The 22,384-nt window shown below is 70.4% G+C and carries 24 protein-coding genes, 1 pseudogene and 1 riboswitch; of the genes and pseudogenes, 13 read left to right on the top strand and 12 right to left on the bottom strand.

The annotated features are described in order from the left end of the window. The first annotated feature begins 349 nt into the window (after positions 1 to 349). Both ACFV6H_RS35445 and ACFV6H_RS35450 read left to right on the top strand, forming a co-directional pair. Positions 350 to 1,066 (top strand): lysophospholipid acyltransferase family protein, encoded by a 717-nt coding sequence (locus ACFV6H_RS35445; protein WP_384987355.1) that lies wholly within the window; start codon positions 350 to 352, stop codon positions 1,064 to 1,066. A gap of 64 nt (positions 1,067 to 1,130) precedes the next feature. Further along, on the top strand, positions 1,131 to 2,180 hold the full coding sequence (locus ACFV6H_RS35450) for an NAD-dependent epimerase/dehydratase family protein (protein WP_385550685.1): 1,050 nt from the start codon (positions 1,131 to 1,133) through the stop codon (positions 2,178 to 2,180). A gap of 94 nt (positions 2,181 to 2,274) precedes the next feature. On the opposite strand, the gene ACFV6H_RS35455 is transcribed toward ACFV6H_RS35450, so the two are convergent. From ACFV6H_RS35455 to ACFV6H_RS35490, 8 genes are all read right to left on the bottom strand, one after another. Beyond that, positions 2,275 to 3,783, bottom strand: a complete 1,509-nt coding sequence (locus tag ACFV6H_RS35455) for an alpha/beta hydrolase (protein ID WP_385550732.1) — start codon at positions 3,781 to 3,783, stop codon at positions 2,275 to 2,277. Positions 3,784 to 3,992: 209 nt separating this feature from the next. Continuing rightward, complete coding sequence (locus ACFV6H_RS35460) at positions 3,993 to 4,733, bottom strand: urease accessory protein UreD (RefSeq protein ID WP_385550687.1); 741 nt, start codon at positions 4,731 to 4,733, stop codon at positions 3,993 to 3,995. Further along, positions 4,730 to 5,407: an urease accessory protein UreG gene (gene ureG / locus ACFV6H_RS35465; protein WP_385550689.1), complete on the bottom strand. Its 678-nt coding sequence runs from the start codon at positions 5,405 to 5,407 to the stop codon at positions 4,730 to 4,732. The genes ACFV6H_RS35460 and ureG overlap by 4 nt, the downstream gene beginning before the upstream one ends. 114 nt (positions 5,408 to 5,521) lie before the next feature. After that, positions 5,522 to 6,217 carry an urease accessory protein UreF gene (locus tag ACFV6H_RS35470; protein WP_385550691.1) on the bottom strand — a complete coding sequence of 232 codons (696 nt, stop codon included), beginning with the start codon at positions 6,215 to 6,217 and terminating at the stop codon, positions 5,522 to 5,524. Next, positions 6,217 to 7,938 (bottom strand): urease subunit alpha, encoded by a 1,722-nt coding sequence (locus ACFV6H_RS35475; protein ID WP_384987363.1) that lies wholly within the window; start codon positions 7,936 to 7,938, stop codon positions 6,217 to 6,219. The genes ACFV6H_RS35470 and ACFV6H_RS35475 overlap by 1 nt, the downstream gene beginning before the upstream one ends. Further along, positions 7,931 to 8,242, bottom strand: coding sequence for an urease subunit beta (locus tag ACFV6H_RS35480; RefSeq protein WP_093599025.1), 312 nt, complete (start codon positions 8,240 to 8,242; stop codon positions 7,931 to 7,933). The genes ACFV6H_RS35475 and ACFV6H_RS35480 overlap by 8 nt, the downstream gene beginning before the upstream one ends. Before the next feature lie 13 nt (positions 8,243 to 8,255). Beyond that, positions 8,256 to 8,558, bottom strand: a complete 303-nt coding sequence (locus ACFV6H_RS35485) for an urease subunit gamma (RefSeq protein ID WP_066955873.1) — start codon at positions 8,556 to 8,558, stop codon at positions 8,256 to 8,258. 135 nt (positions 8,559 to 8,693) lie between these two features. Next, entirely contained in the window at positions 8,694 to 9,335 is a 642-nt protein-coding gene (locus tag ACFV6H_RS35490; RefSeq protein WP_385550694.1) for a TetR/AcrR family transcriptional regulator, read from the bottom strand. Positions 9,336 to 9,536: 201 nt separating this feature from the next. On the opposite strand from ACFV6H_RS35490, the gene ACFV6H_RS35495 reads away from it, so the two are divergent. Continuing rightward, on the top strand, positions 9,537 to 10,508 hold the full coding sequence (locus ACFV6H_RS35495; RefSeq protein WP_385550696.1) for an ABC transporter permease: 972 nt from the start codon (positions 9,537 to 9,539) through the stop codon (positions 10,506 to 10,508). A gap of 112 nt (positions 10,509 to 10,620) precedes the next feature. Here ACFV6H_RS35495 and ACFV6H_RS35500 read toward each other — a convergent pair whose 3' ends face one another. After that, on the bottom strand, positions 10,621 to 10,983 hold the full coding sequence (locus tag ACFV6H_RS35500) for a type II toxin-antitoxin system Phd/YefM family antitoxin (protein WP_385550698.1): 363 nt from the start codon (positions 10,981 to 10,983) through the stop codon (positions 10,621 to 10,623). A gap of 68 nt (positions 10,984 to 11,051) precedes the next feature. On the opposite strand from ACFV6H_RS35500, the gene ACFV6H_RS35505 reads away from it, so the two are divergent. From ACFV6H_RS35505 to ACFV6H_RS35515, 3 genes are all read left to right on the top strand, one after another. After that, complete coding sequence (locus ACFV6H_RS35505; protein ID WP_385550700.1) at positions 11,052 to 11,705, top strand: ATP-dependent Clp protease proteolytic subunit; 654 nt, start codon at positions 11,052 to 11,054, stop codon at positions 11,703 to 11,705. Positions 11,706 to 11,712: 7 nt separating this feature from the next. Next, positions 11,713 to 12,021 carry a hypothetical protein gene (locus ACFV6H_RS35510; RefSeq protein ID WP_384782812.1) on the top strand — a complete coding sequence of 103 codons (309 nt, stop codon included), beginning with the start codon at positions 11,713 to 11,715 and terminating at the stop codon, positions 12,019 to 12,021. Positions 12,022 to 12,324: 303 nt separating this feature from the next. Then, positions 12,325 to 12,528, top strand: a riboswitch (cyclic di-AMP (ydaO/yuaA leader). Positions 12,529 to 12,531: 3 nt separating this feature from the next. After that, positions 12,532 to 13,005 (top strand): C40 family peptidase, encoded by a 474-nt coding sequence (locus ACFV6H_RS35515; RefSeq protein ID WP_093604896.1) that lies wholly within the window; start codon positions 12,532 to 12,534, stop codon positions 13,003 to 13,005. 313 nt (positions 13,006 to 13,318) lie between these two features. Here the strand turns inward: ACFV6H_RS35515 and ACFV6H_RS35520 are convergent, their stop codons facing one another. Beyond that, entirely contained in the window at positions 13,319 to 13,750 is a 432-nt protein-coding gene (locus ACFV6H_RS35520; RefSeq protein ID WP_093604898.1) for an ATP-binding protein, read from the bottom strand. Positions 13,751 to 14,012: 262 nt separating this feature from the next. Here ACFV6H_RS35520 and ACFV6H_RS35525 point away from each other — a divergent pair, with 262 nt between their 5' ends. Both ACFV6H_RS35525 and ACFV6H_RS35530 read left to right on the top strand, forming a co-directional pair. Further along, positions 14,013 to 14,867: a helix-turn-helix domain-containing protein gene (locus tag ACFV6H_RS35525; protein WP_384987376.1), complete on the top strand. Its 855-nt coding sequence runs from the start codon at positions 14,013 to 14,015 to the stop codon at positions 14,865 to 14,867. A gap of 92 nt (positions 14,868 to 14,959) precedes the next feature. Continuing rightward, positions 14,960 to 15,163 (top strand): DUF397 domain-containing protein, encoded by a 204-nt coding sequence (locus ACFV6H_RS35530; protein ID WP_385550703.1) that lies wholly within the window; start codon positions 14,960 to 14,962, stop codon positions 15,161 to 15,163. Between the two features lie 39 nt (positions 15,164 to 15,202). On the opposite strand, the gene ACFV6H_RS35535 is transcribed toward ACFV6H_RS35530, so the two are convergent. Then, the gene (locus ACFV6H_RS35535; RefSeq protein ID WP_385550705.1) at positions 15,203 to 16,396 is read right to left on the bottom strand and encodes an 8-amino-7-oxononanoate synthase; all 1,194 of its coding nucleotides are present in this window, start codon (positions 16,394 to 16,396) and stop codon (positions 15,203 to 15,205) included. A gap of 142 nt (positions 16,397 to 16,538) precedes the next feature. Between ACFV6H_RS35535 and bioB the strand changes: the two genes are divergently transcribed. From bioB to bioD, 3 genes are read left to right on the top strand one after another with little or no spacing between them, the layout of a single operon-like run. Next, positions 16,539 to 17,750: a biotin synthase BioB gene (gene bioB / locus ACFV6H_RS35540; protein WP_385550707.1), complete on the top strand. Its 1,212-nt coding sequence runs from the start codon at positions 16,539 to 16,541 to the stop codon at positions 17,748 to 17,750. Then, on the top strand, positions 17,743 to 19,032 hold the full coding sequence (locus ACFV6H_RS35545; RefSeq protein WP_385550709.1) for an adenosylmethionine--8-amino-7-oxononanoate transaminase: 1,290 nt from the start codon (positions 17,743 to 17,745) through the stop codon (positions 19,030 to 19,032). The genes bioB and ACFV6H_RS35545 overlap by 8 nt, the downstream gene beginning before the upstream one ends. Before the next feature lie 3 nt (positions 19,033 to 19,035). Continuing rightward, on the top strand, positions 19,036 to 19,779 hold the full coding sequence (gene bioD / locus ACFV6H_RS35550) for a dethiobiotin synthase (protein WP_385550711.1): 744 nt from the start codon (positions 19,036 to 19,038) through the stop codon (positions 19,777 to 19,779). Positions 19,780 to 19,810: 31 nt separating this feature from the next. On the opposite strand, the pseudogene ACFV6H_RS35555 reads toward bioD, so the two are convergent. Then, a pseudogene (locus ACFV6H_RS35555) lies at positions 19,811 to 19,924 on the bottom strand (fic family toxin-antitoxin system, toxin component); the annotation flags it as partial. Between the two features lie 65 nt (positions 19,925 to 19,989). On the opposite strand from ACFV6H_RS35555, the gene ACFV6H_RS35560 reads away from it, so the two are divergent. Further along, the gene (locus ACFV6H_RS35560; RefSeq protein ID WP_385550713.1) at positions 19,990 to 21,351 is read left to right on the top strand and encodes a hemolysin family protein; all 1,362 of its coding nucleotides are present in this window, start codon (positions 19,990 to 19,992) and stop codon (positions 21,349 to 21,351) included. Beyond that, positions 21,351 to 22,364, top strand: a complete 1,014-nt coding sequence (locus tag ACFV6H_RS35565) for a hemolysin family protein (RefSeq protein ID WP_384782882.1) — start codon at positions 21,351 to 21,353, stop codon at positions 22,362 to 22,364. The genes ACFV6H_RS35560 and ACFV6H_RS35565 overlap by 1 nt, the downstream gene beginning before the upstream one ends. Positions 22,365 to 22,384: the final 20 nt, after the last annotated feature.

Genomic DNA, 22,384 nt, shown 5'->3' on the forward strand with positions numbered 1-22,384 from the left:
TACCTCCATACCCCCATTCCTCCTTGACATGGACTGTCGGTGGCAAGGAGGTCATTCTCCGCATTCTCCGCCGCCATACGGGCCCATTCCCGTCCCACTGTATTTTGCGGGCCAACCGGCCACATCTTGAGCGCCTTGAGCACCCGGCACCGACCACGCCCCGCGACCGGCCGGTCACGGAGCTGCGGTGCCGACTCACCGGGCTGCCGAATCACCGGGATTTCGACTTCCCGGCCCCGGACTGCTTTCCGCCTGACCTCGCTGCCCCTACACTTGCCCCGCCGGAGCACCCGCTGACCTGGGAAAATGGCAGCCCCGGAACCGGCCGGGCCAGTGAGGAGCGCATCCCGTGTTCTACTACGTCCTCAAATATGTGCTGCTGGGGCCACTGCTGCGCGTGCTCTTCCGGCCTCGGATCGAAGGGCTCGAACACATTCCGGCCGAGGGCGCGGCGATCGTCGCGGGCAATCATCTCTCGTTCTCCGACCACTTCCTGATGCCGGCGATCCTCAAACGGCGTATCACTTTTCTCGCCAAGGCCGAGTACTTCACCGGTCCCGGTCTCAAGGGACGGCTGACCGCGTTCTTCTTCCGCAGCGCCGGGCAGATCCCGGTGGACCGCTCCGGCAAGGAGGCCGGACAGGCGGCGATCCGGGAGGGACTGGGAGTGCTGGCCAAGGACGAGCTGCTGGGCATCTATCCGGAGGGCACCCGCTCGCACGACGGACGGCTCTACAAGGGCAAGGTCGGAGTCGCGGTGATGGCGATCAGGGCACAGGTGCCGGTGGTGCCGTGTGCCATGGTCGGTACGTTCGAGATCCAGCCGCCCGGCCAGGTCGTACCCAGGATCAGAAAGGTCGCGATCCGCTTCGGTGAGCCGCTGGAGTTCTCGCGCTACGCCGGTCTGGAGAACCAGAGGGCCGCGGTGCGCGCGGTCACCGACGAGATCATGTACGCGATCCTCGGACTGTCCGGACAGGAGTACGTCGACCGCTACGCGGCCGAGGTGAAGGCCGAGCAGGCGAAGACCGAGGCGAAGGGAAAGTTCCGGCGGCGGCCACGCTGACAGCGGATCCGCCACCGGCGAAAGCCTCTGGGCGGGCGCTGCCGGGCGCCTCTAGCGTCGCCGTATGACCAAGGGAAACGCAGTGGTGATCGGCGCGGCGGGACAGATCGGCCGGGCCGCCGTACAGGCCCTCGCCGAGGACGGCTGGGAGGTGACCGCCGGCTCGCTCGGCGGCGGCAGGGACGAGCGCTGGCCCGGTGAGGTACGGGCGGTACGGCTGGACCGCCAGGACGGCGCGGCACTGGCCGCCCTGCTGGGCGACGGCGCGGATGTGGTGGTCGACCTGGTGGCCTACGGACGGGACCACGCCCGCCAGTTGACCGGACTCGCGGACCGGATCGGCTCCGCGGTCGTCATCTCCAGCGGCGCGGTGTACGAGGACGACCAGGGCCGTGGTTTCGACACCCAGGGCGAGCCGGACGGCGGTCCGCGCTATCCGGTGCCGATCCCGGAGAGCCAACGCACCGTGGCTTCGGGCGACACGACGTACAGCACGCGAAAGGTGCTGCTGGAGCGGGAACTCCTCGCCGTGGGCGACGAGTTGCCGGTAACCTTGCTGCGGGCGGGCGCGATCCACGGGCCGTACTGCCGTTCACCGCGCGAGCTGTACTTCGTCAAGCGGCTGCTGGACGGCCGTACCCGGCGCGTACTGGCGTACGGCGGCCGGAGCCGCTTCCATCCGGTCCATGTGTCCAATCTGGCCGAGCTGATCAGACTCGCCGCGCTGAGGCCCGGCTCCCGGGTGCTCAACGCCGGTGATCCACAGGCGCCGACGGTCGCGGAGATCGGCGCGGCGATCGACACGGTGCTGGACCGCAAGACGGAGACGGTGCTGCTGGACGGGCCGCCGGAGGGCACCGTCGGTGACCATCCCTGGGCCGTCGAACATCCCGTGGTCTACGACATGGCCGCCGCGGAGCGGGAGTTGGACTACCGCCCGGTCACCGGCTATGTCGAGTCGCTGCCGGAGACGGTCGACTGGCTGACCGGACAGCTACGCGGGCGCGAGTGGACGGACGCGTTCCCCACGATGGCCGCGAGCTATGGGACCGGCCTCTTCGACTACGCGGCGGAGGACGCCTGGCTGGAGCGGTACGACCAGGGCGCGAGCTAGTGCCCTTCCGGCACTGGGAAAGAACAGCGCGCGGAGGAGAAGGAACAAGAAAAGGGGCGTCCGGTCTGCACCGGCCGCCCCAGTTCTTCGGCTCTTACGGCTTCGGCGTGGCGTGCGGAGCGCACGTCACATCGGCGCTGTCCAGCGCGCCAGTCAGCAGATAGGCCTTCACCCGGTCGTTGATGCACGGATTGGCCAGGTTGGTGATGCCGTGCGAACCGGCGTCCCGCTCCGTGATCAGACGCGAGCCCTTGAACCGCTTGTGCAGCTCGACTGCGCCCTCGTACGGCGTGGCGGCGTCACGCGTGGACTGCGTGATCAGCACCGGCGGCAGTCCCTTGCCGGTCTTGACCTCCACCGGCGTCTGCTGCTTGGCACCCCAGGTGGCGCACGGCAGGTTCAGCCAGGCGTTGGCCCAGGTGAGGAACGGGTGGTCGCGGTGGAGCCGGGTGTTGTCCCGGTCCCAGGTCCGCCAGCTCGTGGGCCACTTGGCGTCGGCGCACTCGACGGCGGTGTAGACCGCGTTGCCGTTCTCGGCCTTGGCGTTGCCCACGGTGTCGGACAGATCCGGCGCTGCCGCGTCCACGAGCGCCTGGGTGTCACCGGCAAGATAGTCGCTCCAGACGGAGGCGACCGGCACCCAGCTGGAGTCGTAGTACGGAGCGCCCTGGAAGAGGCCGATCAGCTCGGCGGGACCGACGACCCCACCGATCGGGCTCTTCTTGGCGGCGGCCCGCAGCTTCTCCCACTGCCGCTCGACCTCTGCGGTGGTGGCGCCGATGTGGAAGGTCGCGTCGTTCTGGGCGACCCACTTCATCCAGTCCTGGAACCGTGTCTCGAAGGCGACGTCCTGGTCCAGGTTGGCCTGGTACCAGATCTTCTCCTTCGACGGGTTCACCACACTGTCCACGACCATCCGGCGCACATGCGTCGGAAACAGCGTGCCGTAGACCGCGCCGAGATAGGTGCCGTAGGAAACGCCCAGGTAGTTGAGCTTCTTCTCACCGAGCGCGGCCCGGATGACATCCAGGTCCCGTGCGGTGTTGGGCGTCGTCATATGCGGCAGCATCCAGCCGCTGCGCTCCTTGCAGCCGTCCGCGTACTCGGCCGCCAGCTTGCGCTGGGCGCGCTTGTCGGCCTCGCTGTCGGGGACGGGATCGAGCTTGGGCGCCTTGACGAACTCCGTCGGATCGACACAGGAGATGGGCGTCGAGCGGCCGACTCCGCGCGGGTCGAAGCCCACGAAGTCGTACGCCTTCGCCGCGTCCGCCCAGATGGCGTTCTTGGTGATGACACGGCGCGGGAACGCCATGCCGGAGCCACCGGGACCACCGGGGTTGTAGATCAGCGCGCCCTGGCGCTGGTCCTTGGTGCCGGTGTTGCCGATACGGTCGACGGCGAGCTTGATCTGCCGGCCGTTCGGCTTGCTGTAGTCGAGCGGCACGGTGACATAACCGCACTGGATGGGCTTCTCCAGCGCCCAGTCGGCCGGACAGTCCTGCCAGTCGATGCCCTTCTTCGCGGCCCGGTCAGCGGCGACCGTGGCGCCGTACGCCGCCGGATCGCCGTGGTGACGGCCGTCGGCGTTCGCCGGAGCGGCCATCGCGCTCGCTATGAGCGCGCCCGCGAGCAGAGTGCCGGCCGAGCCGAGCACTGCTGTGCGTCTCAAGTGGAACCTCCCCCTGTGTGCCGCGCTGCCTGCGCAACGCGCGTTGATAGGACTCCCCGGGATCCTTTCGTCTGTGAGGTGGCTGAGAACAGGAGGTATCGGCGTTTCTTTACCGAACCAATAACCGGTGAACGCGGTCCCGCTCAGCGGTACGCGGAGGTGTCCAGTGCCTCGTCCAGTACGCGCCGCAGCCGCAGGGCGTCCGGCGCGACGGCCGTGATCAGTACGGCGGGTCCGGCGAGCGGAGTGAGTACGGCGGTCTCGCCCAGCAGCCGTGGCACGGCCGGTTTCTCCTCGAACTCCGGCCCGGCGAGGAGGAGTTGGCCGACGGCCCGATGGCCGCCGAGGACCGCTCCGCCGTCCCAGCCGGCGGGCGCTCCGGGACCGTAGGCGAGTTCCTGGTCGAGCAGCGGACGCCCGGCGCGCAGCACGGTGAGCCGGGTGAACAGGGTGCCGGGCTCCTCGCCGTGGCGGCCGAGAATCTGTTCCTCGCGCAGCGTCAGACGCCCGGTGGCGGCGAGTTCGACATGCGTACGCATCCGCAGCTCGCTGCCGTACGCGGAGACGAGCTGCTCCGGCAGCCAGTTCAGCTCGGCGTGCTCGCCGACCGTCAGCCGTACGTCGTAGTGGGCGGCGCCCGCCGTGCGGCCGGGCAGGGCGACCGTCGCCGCGGCGGCGTCCACGGTCAGCCGGGCACCGTCCCGTACCTCGGCCTCGATGGCGAGCCGGTCGCCGCCGAGCGGTGCGCTCATCGCGCCGACGACGGTGACACGGGCGCCGGGACCGGTGGCGCGGGTACGGCGCAGCGCGAGCGGGCCCTCGCCGGCGAGCACCGGCAGTCCGGTGCGCGTCGCGACGATACGGGCGGTGGCGCGGACGCTCATGCGGTCCAGTCGGCGAGCCGCGCGAGCACCCAGTCCGTGACCGGCTCCACACCGCCCTCGCCCTTCAACGAGGTGAAGGCCACCGGGAGTTCACCGCGCTGCTCCTTGGCGTCACGGGCCATCCTGCCGAGGTCGGAGCCGACATACGGCGCGAGATCCGTCTTATTGATGACGAGCAGATCGGCGGTGGTGACACCGGGCCCGCCCTTGCGCGGGATGTCGTCGCCGCCCGCCACATCGATGACAAAGATCTGTGCGTCGACCAGGCCCTTGGAGAAGGTCGCGGTGAGATTGTCACCGCCGGACTCGACCAGGATCAGATCGAGCGGTCCCACCGCGTCCTCCAGATCCTCGACGGCTTCGAGATTGGCGGAGATGTCGTCGCGGATCGCGGTGTGCGGACAGGCGCCGGTCTCCACGGCCTGGATCCGCTCGGGCGGCAGTACGGCCTCACGGAGCAGGAATTCGGCGTCCTCGCGGGTGTAGATGTCATTGGTGACGACGGCGAGGGAGAGCCGGTCGCGCAGGGTGCGGCAGAGCGCGGCGACGGTCGCGGTCTTGCCCGAGCCGACGGGTCCGCCCAGCCCGATACGGAGCGCGCGCCGCCGGCCGTCGGGCCGGGTGGCATCGGCGCTGACGGCGGCGGGGCCGTGGTGGCCGTGGTCGAGATGCATGGTGCGGCTCCTGTCGGGACGGTACGGAGACGGGTCGGTCAGTGGGTCCGAGGTGGGTCCGACGGTGCGGGGTGCCGGGATACGGGATGGAGCGGTACGGGATCCGATCGGCGGTCATGAGGCGAACAGCCTTACCGGCCAGGCGGCATGGGCCTCCGCCGTGATGTCGAGCAGTGGCGCCGAGGCGGCCGGCAGCGCGCCGGTCCCTTCGTGCGCCGCGCGCCCGGCGTACTCGGCGGCCCGGTCCGCGACCGCGTCGAGGTCGGGTGCGAGCCGGGCGAGGACCGCGGTGGCCTCGAAGGGATCGAGGCTGAGCAGCCGTACGGCCGCGGTCGCGGGACCGCTGACCGTCTCGTACACCGCGCACTGTGCGGCGTCCTCGGGCGTGAGCCCGGCGGAGCGCGCGGTGAGGCCGAGCACCACCGGCTGATGCGCGCCGCGCGGCCGGGCGGCGGCGAGCGCGGCCAGCTCCGGTCCCGGCCAGGTGGCACGGGCGGCTCGCATCAACTGGCGGCCGAGTCTGCGCGCGGTCGCGCGCAGCGCGGGCGAGGGAGTACGGGCATCGGCCGCCTCGTCCAGCTCCAGCGGATCCAGTCCCCGGGCCGCCGCGGCGGCCAGCGCCGCCGCGGTCAGTCCGGTGGTGTGCAGCCGTCCCCGGCAGAAGACGGCCAGGTCCTGGGCGTCACGGATCCTGCCCGCCCTGACGGCCGCCTCCGCACCGCCCGAGTGGGCATGGCCGCCGGCCGGGAACCGTCCGTCGGCGAGCACCAGCAGTGCGGCACGGCCCGTCGGGGCCGATGGCGCGCTCATCAGAAGAGGAAGTAGCGCTGGGCGAGCGGGAGTTCGGCGGCGGGCGCGGGCTCCACCGGCTCGCCGTCGATGGTCACCGTGAAGGTGTCCGCGTCGACCTCGACCCGTGGCAGTGCGTCGTTCTCCCGCATATCGGCCTTGGTGATCCGCCGGGTGTTCCCGATCGGTACGAACTCCTTGGCCAGAGCGAGCCGTTCGGGCAGCCCGTCCTCGATCGCCGCCTCCGCCACGAAGTTGAACGAGCCCGCCGCCGCTGCCCGGCCCAGCGCGCCGAACATCGGGCGCGGCAGCACCGGCTGGGGAGTCGGGATGGAGGCGTTGGCATCGCCCATCTGCGCGTACGCGATCTGTCCGCCCTTGATGACAAGTTGAGGCTTCACACCGAAGAACGCCGGGTCCCAGAGCACCAGATCGGCGAGCTTGCCGGTCTCGACGGAGCCGATCTCCTGGTCGAGGCCCTGGGCGATCGCCGGATTGATGGTGTATTTGGCGACATAGCGGCGTGCGCGGTGGTTGTCGGCCCGGCCGTCGCCGGGCAGTGCGCCACGGCGCTTCTTCATCACATGCGCGGTCTGCCAGGTCCGCATGATCACCTCGCCGACGCGGCCCATGGCCTGGGCGTCGGAGGAGATGATCGAGATGGCGCCGAGGTCGTGCAGGATGTCCTCGGCGGCGATGGTGGAGGGCCGGATACGGGACTCGGCGAAGGCGAGGTCCTCGGGCACGGCCGGGTTGAGATGGTGACAGACCATCAGCATGTCGAGGTGTTCCTCGATGGTGTTGACGGTGTGCGGCCGGGTCGGATTGGTGGAGCTGGGCAGTACGTACGGCTCGCTGACGACGGTGATGATGTCCGGCGCGTGCCCGCCGCCCGCGCCCTCCGTGTGGTACGCGTGGATCGTGCGTCCCGCGATGGCCGCGAGGGTGTCCCCCACGAAGCCCGCCTCGTTCAAGGTGTCCGTGTGGATGGCGAGTTGGGCGCCGGACTCCTCGCAGACGCTCAGACAGGCGTCGATGACGGCCGGTGTGGCGCCCCAGTCCTCATGGATCTTGAACCCGAGCGCGCCGCCGCGCAGTTGGGCGCGCATCGCCTCGCGCGACATGGTGTTGCCCTTGCCGAGCAGACCGATATTGACCGGGAAGGTCTCCAACGCCTCGAACATCCGGGCGAGATGCCAGGCCCCGGGCGTGACGGTGGTGGCCTTGGTGCCCTCGGCCGGTCCCGTACCGCCGCCGACCAGAGTGGTCACGCCGGTCGCCAGCGCCTGGTCGACAATGGTCGGGGAGATGAAGTGGACATGCGCGTCGATCGCTCCGGCGGTGACGATCTTCCCGTTGCCCGCGATGACTTCGGTCTCGGGACCGATGACCAGATCGGGATGGACACCGTCCATGGTGTCGGGATTGCCCGCCTTGCCGATCCCGGTGATCCGGCCGTCCCGTACTCCGATGTCGGCCTTGACGATGCCCCAGTGGTCGATGATCAGGGCACCGGTGATCACGGTGTCGGGCGCGCCCTCGGCCCGTGTCGTACGGGACTGGCCCATCGACTCGCGGATGACCTTGCCGCCGCCGAACACCGCCTCGTCCCCGGCGCGTCCGGGCCCGCCGGAGCGGTCCTCCTCGATCTCGACAAACAGTTCGGTGTCGGCGAGCCGGATCCGGTCGCCGGTGGTGGGGCCGAAGAGATCCGCGTACACGGCGCGGGACAGCTCAGTCATCGAGAGGACCTCCGGTCTCTCCGCGCAGTCCCGGTACGACACGCAGACCGGCGAGAGGTACGAGTGCGATGTCGACGGGAATTCCAGGTTCAAAGCGCACGGCGGTGCCCGCGGCGATATGCAGCCGCTTGCCGCGCGCGGCGGCGCGGTCGAACTCCAGACCGGGATTGGCCTCGGCGAAGTGGTAGTGGGAGCCGACCTGAACAGGGCGGTCGGCGACATTGAGGACGGTGAGCCGGGTGACCTCGCGGCCCTCGTTGAGGGCCACGGGCTCATCGGCGTACAGGATCTCTCCGGGAATCATCGGCGCTCCTGTCTCACACGATCGGATCATGGACGGTGACGAGCTTGGTGCCGTCCGGGAAGGTGGCCTCCACCTGGACGTCATGGATCATCTCCGGGATGCCTTCCATGACATCGGCCCGGCCGAGCACCTTCCGTCCCGATGCCATCAGTTCGGCGACGGTACGGCCGTCCCTGGCGCCTTCGAGGATGTGCGAGGTGATCAGGGCGACCGCCTCCGGGTGGTTGAGCCGCAGCCCGCGGGCCCTGCGCCTGGCCGCCACATCTGCGGCCACATGGATGAGCAGGCGTTCCTGTTCGTGCGGAGTCAGTTGCACACTTCCACCTCATCGTCTCCGGCCCGGTGACGGCCGGGCGCAGCGGAACCCCAGCCAACATCAACACTCTGTTGAATCGCAACGGTACGCACGGGGCCAGGGTCCGCACGTTAGGGCGGAAGTTTTTCCGGCGCGTTAACTGATCTCAGATCCGACGGCGGACGGCGCGCCCATGGACATCAGGGCCCGTACGCCGTTCTGGAGCACCTCGATGGGCACCTCTCCGAAGAGCGCCTGCTGAGCGGCGAAGCCCTGACAGGTGGCGATCATGGTTCTGGCGACATCGCCCGCGGGAATGTCCGCGCGCATCAGTCCGGCCTTCTGATAGGCCTCCACCACCTTGGTCCAGGCACCGCTGACCTTCTCGTATCCGCCGCGCAGCACCGCCGCCAGCTCCTCGTTGCGCAGCGTCTCGGTCCACACCTGGATGAGCAGCCGCGCCACGCCGACCGGACCGCCCGCCCTGACTCCGACGCCGGTGGCCAGCACCCGGCGCATCACCTGCTCGACCAGTATGTCGGGGCTCTCCGGCGGCTGCCGCAGCGCCGCCGCCTCGAAGGCATCCCTGATCTCGTCGAGCACCTCGGTGACGATGGCCCCGATCAGCTCCTCCTTGCCGCTGAAGTAGCGGTAGACGGCGCCCGCGGAGAGATCGACCTCGCGCAGGACGTCCTGCATCGAGGTGGCGTGGAAGCCGTTACGGGCGAAGCAGTGCGCGGCGCCGTCGAGAATCTGCCGGCGGCGGGCGTCGAGGTGTTCCTGGGATACGCGGGCCATGCGGTCAACGTAAAACGAACATTCCTTCTTGACAAGCGTCACGCCGCGTAGGGACAGTGGCCACACAAGCAAAACGAACGATCCTTCTCTTTACTTCGAGCCCTTCAGCTCCTTCGACTCCTCATGAACTCTGAATCGAGGCGCAGTATGTCCGCTCCGGCCCAGTCCGGTACCGCGACAACAAGGCGGATGATCGCGGTGATGGTCCTGATTCCCGTCGCCGTGACGCTGGCGCTCTGGGCCTTCGCCTGGCCCGCCGCCCGTATCGCCCCGCGCGACCTGCCGGTCGGCATAGCCGGACCGGCCGCCGCCGTGGGCCAGTTGGAGCAGGGATTCGCGCGACAGGAGGGAGCCTTCGACGTCCACCGTTACGACGACGAGGCCGCCGCCCGTACGGCCGTCGAGGACCGGGTCGTATACGGCGCGGTGGTGGTCACTCCGGAAGGGACGCGGCTGCTGACGGCGACGGCGGCGAGCCCGCTGGTCGCCCAGCTGCTGACCCAGGCGGTGACCGCCCAGGCGCCGGCCGGCGCGGAGGTACCGGTGACCGATGTCGTCCCGGCGCCCGCCGGGGATCCCCGGGGCAGTGTGCTGGGAGCGAGCGTCCTGCCGATGTCGCTGGCCGGTGTCGCGAGCGGCGCGGTGGTGACCTTGCTGGGGCTGCGCGGCGCGCGGGCCGCGGTCACGCTGGCCGGCGCGGCGGCGCTGGTCGGAATCGCCGCCACCGCGGTGGCGGACAGCTGGCTGGGAGCGCTCACCGGTGACTGGTGGACTGAGGCCGGGGCGATCGGGCTGACCGTCCTGGCCATCGGCGCGGGAGCCGCCGGCTTCGCCGCGCTGATCGGACAGCCCGGGCTCGGCCTCGGAGGCCTGCTGATGGTGCTGCTGGGCAACCCGTTCTCGGGAGTGACGAGCGCGCCCGAACTGCTGCCGGAGCCCGCCGGGCTGATCGGCCAGTGGCTGCCGCCGGGCGCGGGCGGTTCACTGATCCGTTCGGTCGCCTTCTTCGACGGCGCCGGGTCCGCGGCCTCGGTCCTGACACTCTCGCTGTGGGCGGTGCTCGGTCTCGCGGCGGTGCTGGTGGGCGCGCGCGTCCGACGACCCGGCCCCGCCGCCACGGAGAGCCACCGCACCGCGGAACCGGCCCCGGCCGGCCAGCTCCTGGCCGGCTGAGCCCGGCCGACTAAGCCCGGCCGGAGTCCGGCAGATCCCAGAACAGGCCGCGCGCCCCCGCTCCAGCGGACGGGGACGCGCGGCCTTTCCGTACGCCCTCGCCCACACCCGCCTACTCGCGCGCGGGGCCGTGGTGCTCCGAGCGGTGCCCGGGACGGGAGTCGGGCCGGGACTCGGGGCGGGTCTCGGAGCGGAGTTCGGGACGGTGCTCGGAGCCGTGCTCGGCCGCGATGCCGAACCGCCGCCGTTCGCCCGGAGCGGACGGCACGGAGCGGATCGTGGAGACCGCGCTGATCACCCGTTCCTCGGCCGCCTCCTGCCCGCTTTCGAGTCGTTCCAGGTCAGCGGCGGAGACCAGGGCGACGAGCGGCTTTCCGTGCCGGGTCACGACCACTCGCTCACCGCCGTACACGACACGGTTGATCAGATCGGCTAGCTCGGCTCGGGCTTGCGTCACCGGAATCTCGTAGGCCATGGTTCCATCATAACTGTCTGTACGTCCTGTACATTTTTTACAGGGCCGTGCATGAGGAGAGGTCCGCCATGAATCGCCCTTCGGCCCGCTATGTCCTGCCCGAGTTCACCGAGCGGACGGCCAACGGGACCCGCACCCTCGATCCGTACTCCAAGCTCCTGGAGGAGCGGATCATCTTCCTCGGCACCGCTGTCGACGACACCGCGGCGAACGATGTGATCGCGCAGTTCCTCCATCTCGAGTACGCCGCGCCCGACCGGGACATCTGTCTGTACATCAACTCGCCCGGCGGCTCGATCAGCGCCATGTCCGCGATCTACGACACGATGCAGCTCGTCACCTGCGATGTGGAGACGACCTGTCTCGGGCAGGCCGCCTCGACCGCCGCCGTACTGCTCGCAGCCGGCACCCGGGGAAAGCGGATGGCGCTGCCGGGCGCGCGTGTCGTCCTCCAGCAGCCCGCCATCGAGGAGCCCGTCCGGGGCCAGCCGTCCGATCTGATGATCCATGCGGAAGAGCTGCTGCGGCAGCGTGCCATGCTCGCGTCGATGCTCGTACGGCACACCGGCCAGGGCGAGCCGCGAATCGCCGAGGACATCGAACGGGACAGGATCTTCACCGCGGCCGACGCGAAGGCGTACGGTCTGATCGACCACGTGGTCCAGAACCGTAAGACGTCCCTCGGCCCGACACACCCCTTCGGCTCGCCAGGCAGGAGGTGACACGCCGATGCTGCCACCGGAACTGCCGCCGCTGCCCGCGCTGACCCGCGCCGAGGGAGATCTCGTCGACAGCTATCTCCATGTCCTCGATCTGCTGGGCCGGATCAACCCGGCGCGCGGCTCGGACACCTACAGCGCGCTGCGCGCGGCCCAGGCGCTGCCGGCGCAAGCGGTCGCGCTGCGGGACGCCCTGACGGCCATGCATATGCGCGGTGAGACCGAACTGCACGCGGCGACGCTCGCCCGTGCGCTGCGGGTGCTCGACGGCGAGCGACGCGCCGGGCGCGTCACGATGCCCCCCGAAGACACGACTTGAGCCCGTTTCCGTTCCCGTATGGACGCGTCCGTACGGGAACGGCTCGGCCTTTCGAGGGACGGATCTTCTGGACGCGCCGGGGGACGCAAGTTGCGCGAAGCGGCCGGACGCGGGAAGCAGCCCTCAACTGCCGTGCAGGTACGGCCCTCATCGTGGTCCGGGAGCCCGGTACGGCACACCGCTTCGCCACCCGTACGGATCAGACGTGACGAACTTCACATAACGTCGTTGCGCCTCGGAAATCATCTGATTACGCGTCAAGATCCCTGGGACGACAAGCCCCCGCCATCCACGGCGGGGCGGTCCGGGCGGACGCCGAGTCCTGCCGCCGTTCCGGATGTCTGGTCGACAGGAGTGGATCGGCAGGAGTGGAGGACCCGAGCAGTACGGGACGGCAGCGTGTTCATGCGCGAACCGTCTCTTGGGGTGAAGCCGCTGACGCGGCCGGGCATCTTCGCCTGTCCGAACCCGACAGGTCATCCTTCACAGGCGGCTGACGAAGGGTTGCGCATGAATGCGCAGACATATGTCCCGTCTCTGCTGTCCCGGGCCGGTGCCGTATCGGTCCTCACCCTCGCTACGGTCGGGGGGACGATACTGGCACCGGGCGCCACGCCCGAGGCCCATGCCGCCGCACGCGCCGTCAAGGCGCTCCGGGTGGCCGCCTCCAAAGAAGGCTCGCCGTACCAGTGGGGAGCCACCGGACCCCACCGCTTCGACTGCTCGGGCCTGACGCTCTACTCGTTCAAGAAGGCCGGCAAGACGCTCCCGCGCACCGCTCATCAGCAGTACAACGGGACCCGCCATATCTCGGCGTCCCACCGGCGCAAGGGCGACCTGGTGTTCTTCCACTCGGGTGGCTACGTCTACCACGTCGGTATCTACGCGGGCCGCGGGAAGATCTGGCACTCGCCCAAGACCGGTGCCCTGGTGAGGCTCGAACGGATCTGGTCCCGGAGCGTCATGTACGGCCGGGTGAACTGAGCGTGGCACGTCCGGACCGGCCGGTGCGCGCCCGGCCGGTCCAGGACGGACCTCCGCACCACCGCCGGCCCGCCCGGGCCGGCGGACAAGGAACCTGGCATACAAGGAATACGGGCGGCCCGTCCCAGGCCGCCTCGTAACATCCCGTGTCCCGTCCCCGGCCAGGACGGGACACGGCCGAAACGCCCGGCTACCGGACGCGCCGGTCCGTCCCCCGCAGTCTCCCGCCATCTCCCGTCGTCTCCCGCTGTCCCCGCCGGAAGGCAGGACGCAGGGCGCGGGACGCGCACGGGCGTCCGGCGCCGCGTGCCCGTCAGCTCTGGACCGGGACCGTCCAGGGCAGTGCGATCCAGACCGTCTTGCCGCCCTCCGGAGTCGGCGTGACGGACACCTCTCCGCCGCCCTCCGCCGCCAGCGAGCGGACGATCACCATGCCCCGGCCGTTGTCCTGCTGCACGGCCGCCGGCAGCCGCTGCGGCCAGCGCGGATGGCTGTCGGTGACTCCGACGCGGAGCTGTTCGTACCGGTCGAGCACGATCTCCACGGTGAACGTGGGCGACTGGCCGAAGGTGTGCTGCACGGCGTTGGTCGCCAGCTCCGAGACGATCAGCCGCACGGTGTCGGCCGTCTCCGCCCGGCCCGGCAGACCCCACTCCGTCAACAGGTCCGCGACATATCTGCGCGCCGCCGGTACCGACGCGGGATCGCTCGGCAGCGTGATGGATGCTTCCTGATGGTCTGCCATGGCGACGCCGTCCCTTTCCCGCCGGACCTGACTCCTCCGCAGTGCGGATGACTGCGCGGACGGCCTCGGACTGTGCTCAGCGTGCCACTCATCCTGCCGTTCACACGGCCGATCCACCGAGATCTGCATATATCTGTCGCTCGAAGTGGTGAACTCTGCTACGCGAGACCGTATTTGGGCGGCGAAAAGATAACTTCTCCGCCGCGGCGCCCTTGGCGCGTACGGGACGCTTATCGGAGCGGTTCGGCGAAGGGATCTATTCATGCGGCATATTCCGGCGGTACGCCGGCGCAGGCTCGGGGAGGAATTGCGCGGACTGCGCCAGCGGGCGGGACTGACGAGCGGCGAGACGGCGCGGCTGCTGGGCTGGCACCAGTCGAAGGTGAGCCGTATCGAGACGGGCGTCAGCGGCGTCAAGGACAAGGATCTGGAGGCACTGCTCGACGCCCTGGGCGTCGGCGATCCCCAACTGCGCACGCTGCTGGGCGCCTTGGCGGGCATCGCGGACGGCGGTCCGGGATGGTGGAAGGCGTACGGCGGTGTGATCCCGCCCCGCTACCGGGACTTCATCAGCCTGGAGTCCCAGGCCTCCACGGCCCGTACGCTGGAGACTTCGGTGATGCCCGGCCTGCTCCAGACGCCCGACTACGCGCGGGCGGTGACCAGCGCGGCGCTCGACGGTCTGCCCGCCACGACGGTCGACTCCCTGGTGGAGGTACGGCTCGCCCGCCAGGAGGTGCTGCACTCCGCGACACCGCTCGAACTGCACGCCGTACTCGACGAGGCCGTGCTGCGGCGCGAGGTGGGCGGTCCGGGAGTGATGCGCGGTCAGCTACGGCGGCTGGCCGAACTGGCCCGGCTTCCGCAGGTCTGTCTTCAGGTACTTCCGTTCACCGCGGGCGGCTATGTCGGGCTCACCGGCCCTTTCGTTGTCTTCTCATTCCCGCACATTACCGATCTGGATTTGGTCGTTCTCGACCATTTGACGAATAGCCTCTATCTGGAGCGGAAAGAAGACCTTGAGGCGTACTGCGCCGCGTTCCGCACGATGCAGGCGCATGCCCTCTCGCCCGAAGAATCATTGGATCTCATCGCCGGGATCGGTGACGGCGCGTAGGGAGCATCATGGCCGCTTACCTCGCACAGCCCCCTGTCCAGAATCCATCCTCCACCCCCCTCACACCCCCCACCCCGACTACGACTTCCCCGGTGGCACCTGTGGCCCGGGCCGCCGTCTGGCGGCGCAGCAGCTACAGCACCGGGGCGAACAACTGCGTCGAGTCCGCGTGTCTCGGCGCGGACGCACTGGCCGTACGGGACTCCAAGAACGTGGCCCGGCCGCATCTGTCGTTCTCGGCCGACGCGTGGACGTCCTTCGTCGCCGCTCTACGCGAGGAGAGCATCGCGTACTGACCGGCCGGTCCGGACCTGGACCGGCCGGCTCAAGTCAGGTCAGACGGCCGTCGCGTCCGCCGGCGCGACCGCCGTGATCGTCCGTACCGCCGCGCCGATCTGCTCGTCCGTCAGATCGGCGCGCGCGGTAAGCCTGATCCGGGAGATGCCGTCCGGCACCGACGGCGGCCGGAAGCACCCGACGGCCAGCCCTTCGGCACGGCAGTCGGCGGCCCAGCGCACGGCCGCCTCCGGTGACGGCGCCTGTACGGAGACGACGGCGGCGTCCGGCGGCGCGGCGGTCAGGCCCGCCACGGTCAGCCGCCGGTGCAGCGTACGGGCGACCTCGCGCGCGCGGTCCGCCCTGCCCGGCTCCCGGCGCAGCAGCCGCAGACTCTCCAGCGCGCCGCCCACGGCCGCCGGCGCGAGTCCCGTGTCGAAGATGAACGTCCGCGCCGCGTTGACGAGATGTTCGATCACCCGGGCCGGACCGAGCACCGCACCGCCCTGGCTGCCCAGGGACTTGGAGAGCGTCAGAGTGACGGCCACTCCGGCCGCGCCCGCGATACCCGCGGCGTGCGCCGTGCCCCGACCGCCCTCGCCGAGCACGCCCAGACCGTGCGCGTCGTCGACGAGCAGCGCCGCTCCCCGGGCGCGGCAGACACCGGCCAGTTCCGCCAGCGGCGCGGCGTCACCGTCCACCGAGAACACCGCGTCGCTCACCACCAGCGACCGCCGTCCCGGATGCGCTTCGAGTGTCTTGCGTACGGCGTCGGGCTCCGCGTGCGGTACGACCACGGTCTCGGCGCGCGAGAGACGGCAGCCGTCCACGATCGAGGCGTGGTTGCCCGCGTCGGAGACGAGCAGCGAGCCACGGGCCGTCAGCGCGGTGAGGGCCGCGAGATTGGCCGCGTAGCCGGAGGAGAGGACGAGCGCGGCCTCGAAGCCGCAGAACTCGGCCAGTTCACGCTCCAGTTCGGCGTGGAGCGCGGTGCTGCCGGTGACCAGCCGGGAGCCGGTGGCGCCCGCGCCCCAGCGACGGGCGGCGTCCGCCGCCGCACCGGTCACCGCGGGATGGCGCGCGAGGCCCAGATAGTCGTTGCTCGCCAGATCCAGCAGAGTGGAGTCGGCCGGGCGCGGGCGGAGCGTACGGACGAGGCCCGCGGTCTCACGGCGGCGCGCCTCGTCGTCGGTCCAGTCGAAGGGATCGGTCCGGTCGAGGGGATCGGTCCGGTCGGAGGGATCCTGCGCCATGTGCGGTCCTTTTGTAGGGTGCGCACAGACTTTAACCGTGGCCGGACCGGGTCAGGATGTGGCCATGCACACACTTCGTTCCGGTGGTGTTGTCGGGTTCCTCCCTGGCTTCGAGGTGCTCGCTTAGGCCAGGATCGGCACCATGGACCTGCTGAACACGCTGGTGGAGAAGGGCCTGCGGCGCGAGCTGCCGACCCGCGAAGAAGCGCTCGCCGTACTGGCGACCTCCGACGACGATCTGCTCGAAGTGGTGGCCGCGGCCGGAAAGGTGCGCCGCCAGTGGTTCGGGCGGCGGGTGAAGCTCAACTATCTGGTCAATCTGAAGTCCGGGCTCTGCCCGGAGGACTGCTCGTACTGCTCGCAGCGGCTCGGCTCCACGGCGGAGATCCTCAAGTACACCTGGCTGAAGCCCGAAGAGGCGTCGAAGGCGGCGGCGGCCGGTGTGGCGGGCGGAGCGAAGCGGGTCTGTCTGGTGGCGAGCGGACGCGGTCCGACGGACCGTGATGTCGACCGGGTCTCACGGACGATCGAGGCGATCAAGGAGCAGAACGAGGACGTCGAGGTGTGCGCCTGTCTCGGGCTGCTCTCGAACGGACAGGCGGAGCGGCTGCGTGCCGCGGGAGCCGACGCGTACAACCACAACCTCAACACGTCCGAGGGAACGTACGGGGACATCACGACCACCCACACCTACGCCGACCGGGTGGACACGGTGCGGCAGGCGCAGGCGGCCGGTCTCTCCGCCTGCTCGGGTCTGATCGCCGGTATGGGCGAGAGCGACGCGGATCTGGTCGATGTGGTCTTCTCGCTCCGTGCGCTCGACCCGGACTCGGTGCCGGTCAACTTCCTGATCCCGTTCGAGGGCACACCGCTCGCCAAGGAGTGGAATCTGACTCCGCAGCGCTGTCTGCGGATTCTGGCGATGGCCCGGTTCGTCTGCCCGGACGTGGAGGTGCGGCTCGCGGGCGGACGCGAGGTGCATCTGCGCTCGATGCAGCCGCTCGCGCTCCATCTCGTCAACTCGATCTTCCTCGGCGACTATCTCACCAGCGAGGGCCAGGAGGGCAAGGCGGATCTGGAGATGATCGCGGACGCGGGCTTCGAGGTGGAGGGCGCGGGCACCACGACGCTGCCCGAGCACCGGGCGGGCGGCTGCGGGCCATGCGGCGGCGCCGAGTCCGAGCAGGCCGTGTCCGTGCAGGCCGGGGCCGACGCGGCACTGTCGGACCGTACGGCTGTGGCGGCCGGCGAGGATCCGTCAGATCCGTCAACGGGAAACGATCCTGCGGCCCGCCGGGATCTGGTCGCCGTACGCCGCCGTGGCGCCGGCACGGATCTGGCGCCCAATGCCTGAGCTGTCCCCCGACGCACTGCTGGCCCTGGACCGGGCCCATGTCTGGCATCCGTACGGGCCCATACCGGGCCGCAGTGCGCCGCTGGTCGTGGAGTCCGCGTCCGGGGTACGGCTGCGGCTGGCCCAACCTGCGCAGGGACAGCGCGAGTTGGTCGACGGCATGGCGTCCTGGTGGTCGGCGATCCATGGCTACAACCACCCGGAACTCAACGCGGCGGCGCGCGGTCAGCTCGACCGGATGAGCCATGTGATGTTCGGCGGCCTCACCCATGAGCCCGCCGTCCAACTCGCTTCTCTGCTGGTCGAGATCACACCCGAGCCGCTGCGCCATGTCTTTCTCTCCGACTCGGGCTCGGTGGCGGTCGAGGTCGCGGCGAAGATGTGCCTCCAGTACTGGCGCTCGCTGGGACGTCCGGAGAAGCGGCGGCTGCTGACCTGGCGCGGCGGCTACCACGGCGACACCTGGACGCCGATGTCGGTGTGCGACCCGGACGGCGGTATGCACGAGCTGTGGTCGGGGATTCTGCCGCGGCAGATCTTCGCGCAGGCGCCGCCGACCGAGTACGAGGAGACCTACGCGGAGGCGCTGCGCACACTGATCGCCCGGCACGCGGAGGAGCTGGCGGCGGTCATTGTCGAGCCGGTGGTACAGGGCGCGGGCGGAATGCGCTTCCACTCCCCCGAATATCTGCGCGTGCTCCGGGAAGCGTGCGACACGCACGGTGTGCTGCTGATCTTCGACGAGATCGCGACCGGATTCGGGCGTACGGGCACGCTCTTCGCCGCCGAACAGGCCGGTGTCTCGCCCGATGTGATGTGCCTGGGCAAGGCGCTGACCGGCGGCTATCTCTCCATGGCGGCGACGCTGTGCACCGCGCGGGTGGCCGAAGGCATCTCGCGCGGGGAGGTGCCCGTACTGGCCCATGGACCGACCTTCATGGGCAATCCGCTGGCCTCGGCCGTCGCCCGCGCCTCGATCGAGCTGCTGCTCGGCCAGGACTGGGAGGGCGAGGTCAAGCGGATCGGGACAGGGCTGCGCGACGGGCTCGCCGAGGCCGCGTCGCTGCCGGGAGTACGGGATGTCCGGGTGCTCGGCGCGATCGGTGTCGTCCAGCTCGACCATGAGGTGGACATGGCGGCGGCGACCAGGGCGGCGGTGCGTGAGGGCGTCTGGCTGCGGCCGTTCCGCGATCTCGTCTACACGATGCCGCCGTATGTGACGGGTGACGACGATGTCGCACGGATCTGCCGCGCGGTGAGCGCGGCGGCGCGGGAGGGCTGAGCCATGCCCGTGATGATCGTGACGGGGACCGGGACGGAGATCGGCAAGACCGTCGTCACGGCGGCGGTCGCGGCGGCGGCGCTGGCGCGCGGACGTACGGTCGCGGTCCTCAAGCCCGCACAGACCGGGATCGGCCAGGACGGGCGAGGTGACGCGGCGGAGGTCGTACGGCTGGCCGGCCCGCTGACGGCGGCCGAACTGGCCCGGTTCCCCGAGCCGCTGGCCCCGGCGACGGCGGCGCGCCGGGCCGGAGCGGCGCCGGTACGTCCCGACGAGATGGCCGAGGCGGCCGAGAAGCTGGCCGCCGAGCATGATCTGGTGCTGGTCGAGGGCGCGGGCGGACTGCTCGTACGGTACGACGAACGAGGCGGGACGCTCGCGGACGCGGCCCGGCTGCTGGGCGCTCCGGTGCTGATGGTGGTCCCGGCCGGGCTCGGCACGCTCAATATGACCGCGCTCACCGCCGAGGCGCTGCGGACGAGATCGCTGACGCTCGCGGGCGTGGTGATCGGAAGCTGGCCGACCGTGCCCGGTCTCGCGGAGCGCTGCAATCTGGCGGATCTGCCGGAGGCGGCGGAGGCTCCGCTGCTGGGCGCGGTGCCGGAGGGCGCGGGCTCGCTGGATCCGGTGGAGTTCCGGGCGCGGGCGCCGAGGTGGCTGGCGCCCGGACTGGACGGCCGATGGGACGCGGCGCGGTTCGCAGCGGAGGCTGGGGCCGGGCCGGGGTTTCCCGCCGAGGACAGCTGAGAGGCGGTCGCTGTCCGTCGCTGTTCGTCGCTCAGATGCTCCAGGCGCGCAGTTCGTCGGCGATGGCACGGACATCGGCCGTGCCGTCCTTGACCAGCTTGGCGAGATCCCGTACCCGCTCCGGCGAGGTGGTGACCTTCAGTCCGCCGGGTGCGGGCGACGCCGCGCGGTCCCTCCGTCGCTGACCGAATATGGGACGGAGGTGAACCGATGACCGAAGTGCTGCTGCTCGTGGTGGCGATCGTGCTGTCGCTCGCCTGCGGGGCCTTCGTCGCCGCGGAGTTCTCTCTGACCACCGTCGAACGCGGTGAGCTGGAACGGGCCGCCGAGCGCGGGGAACGGGGCGCGGCCGGGGCGCTGAGGGCCGTACGGAGTCTCACGTTCCAGCTCTCCGGTGCGCAGCTCGGTATCACCGTGACCAATCTCGTCGTCGGCATGCTCGCCCAGTCGTCGGTCGCGAAGCTGATCCGTGGTCCGGTGGAGGCCGTGGGGCTGTCGCCCTCGGTGGCCTCCTCGGTGGCGCTGGTCATCGGTACGGCCCTGTCGACGGTCTTCCTGATGGTCGTCGGCGAGCTGGTGCCGAAGAACTGGGCGATCTCCTCACCGCTGGCCGTCGCCAAGGTGGTGGGCACTCCGCAGCGCTGCTTCTCCTCGGCCTTCCGCCCGTTCATCCGCCATCTCAACAACACGGCGAACCGGATCGTACGCGGCTTCGGCCTTGAGCCCATCGAGGAGCTGGCCTCCGCGCGCAGCCCGCAGGAACTCGTCGCGCTGGCCCGGCACTCGGCGAAGGAGGGCGCGCTGGAGCAGGACACCGCCGAGCTGTTCGTACGGACCCTGAGCCTGGCCGGGCTGACCGCGGAGAATGTGATGACTCCGCGGGTACGCGTGATGGCCCTGGACGAACGCGCCACGGCGGAGGATGTCGCCAACGCCACCCGCGCCAGCGGTCTGTCGCGCTTTCCCGTCTACCGGGACAGTCTCGACACGGTGGTCGGGATCGCGCACATCAAGGACGTACTGGCGGTTCCGGCGGCGGGCCGGCCCCGGCGCACGGTGGCCGAGCTGCTCCGCGAACCGCTGCTGGTGCCCGAGACACTGACGGTCGACCGGCTGCTGGACCGGCTGTCGGGCGGCGCCACCATGGCCGTCGTCATCGACGAGTACGGCGGGACGGCGGGGGTCGTGACATTGGAGGACATCGTGGAGGAGGTCGTCGGCGAGGTACGCGACGAGCACGATCCGCAGGAGACCGCCGATCTGGCCCCGGTGGGCGAGGACGCGGAGGGCAGGGCGCTCTGGTCGGCGGACGGCGCGGCGCGCGCCGACCAGTTGCGGACCGTCGGTCTGCGGATGCCCGAGGGACCGTACGAGACGCTCGCCGGGCTCGTCGCCACCGAGCTGGGCCGTATCCCGGCCGAGGGCGACCGGCTCGCCCTGAACGGCTGGCTGCTGGAGGTCGTGGACGCGACGGGCCGGCGCGCGGCCCGGCTGCTGCTCCACGCGCCGGTGAAGGTGGCCGAGGCGGACAGCGAGCACGGGGAGTACGGAGAGGATGGGGCATCCGCATGATCATCGCGATCCAGCTCTTCGTCGGTCTGCTGACTCTGGTCGTCAACGCGTTCTTCGTCGCGTCCGAGTTCGCGCTCGTCTCCGTACGGCGCAGCCAGATCGAGCCGGAGGCCGAGGCGGGCAACCGGCGGGCGCGCCGTGTCATCTGGGGTCTGGAGCATGTGTCGGCGCTGCTGGCGGCGGCCCAGCTCGGTATCACGCTCTGCACGCTGGTGCTCGGTATCGTCGCCGAGCCCGCCATCGCGCATCTGCTGGAGCCGTTCTTCAACGCCGTCGGGATGCCGCACGGTCTGGTGCATCCGGTCTCGTTCGTGATCGCGCTCGTCCTGGCGACCTATCTCCATATGCTGCTCGGCGAGATGGTGCCGAAGAACGTCGCCCTCGCGGGCCCCGCGCGGGCCGCGCTGCTGCTCGGTCCGCCGCTGGTGGCGCTGGCACGGGCACTGCGGCCGGTGATCTTCACCGTCAACGCCTTCGCCAACGGTCTGCTCAAGCTGCTGCGCGTGGAGACCAGGGACGAGGTGACGGCGACCTTCTCCGACGACGAACTGTCCCGTCTGGTCACGGACGCCGGCCATGCCGGACTGCTCGACGACCGTGCCACCGAGCGGCTGCACGACGCGCTGGAGCTCGGGCGGCGGCCGGTGAGCGATGTGGTGATGCCGCTGGAGCAGGTGGTCTCCGTACGGCTCGGAGTCACGCCCGAGGAGCTGGAGAGCCTCTCGGCGCGGTCCGGTTTCTCGCGCTTCCCGGTGGTGGACACCACACGGCGGATCCTCGGCTATCTCCATGTGAAGGACGCCCTAGACGTGGCGCCGATCGACGAGCCGTTCCCGGTCTCCGCGATGCGCGCGGTCGCGCGGGTACGGGCGGCGACACCGATGGACGACGTACTGACCGCGATGCGCCGCAGCCGTACCCATCTCGCCGCCGTCCTGGACGAGGACGGCCGGCTGGAGGGCCTGGTGACGATGGAGGACGTCCTGCGCCAACTGGTGGGCAGACACGCGTGAGGGCCGGGACGCCCGGGAGC

This window comes from Streptomyces sp. NPDC059743 (genome assembly GCF_042732975.1).
In the GTDB taxonomy this organism is placed as follows: Bacteria; Actinomycetota; Actinomycetes; order Streptomycetales; family Streptomycetaceae; genus Streptomyces.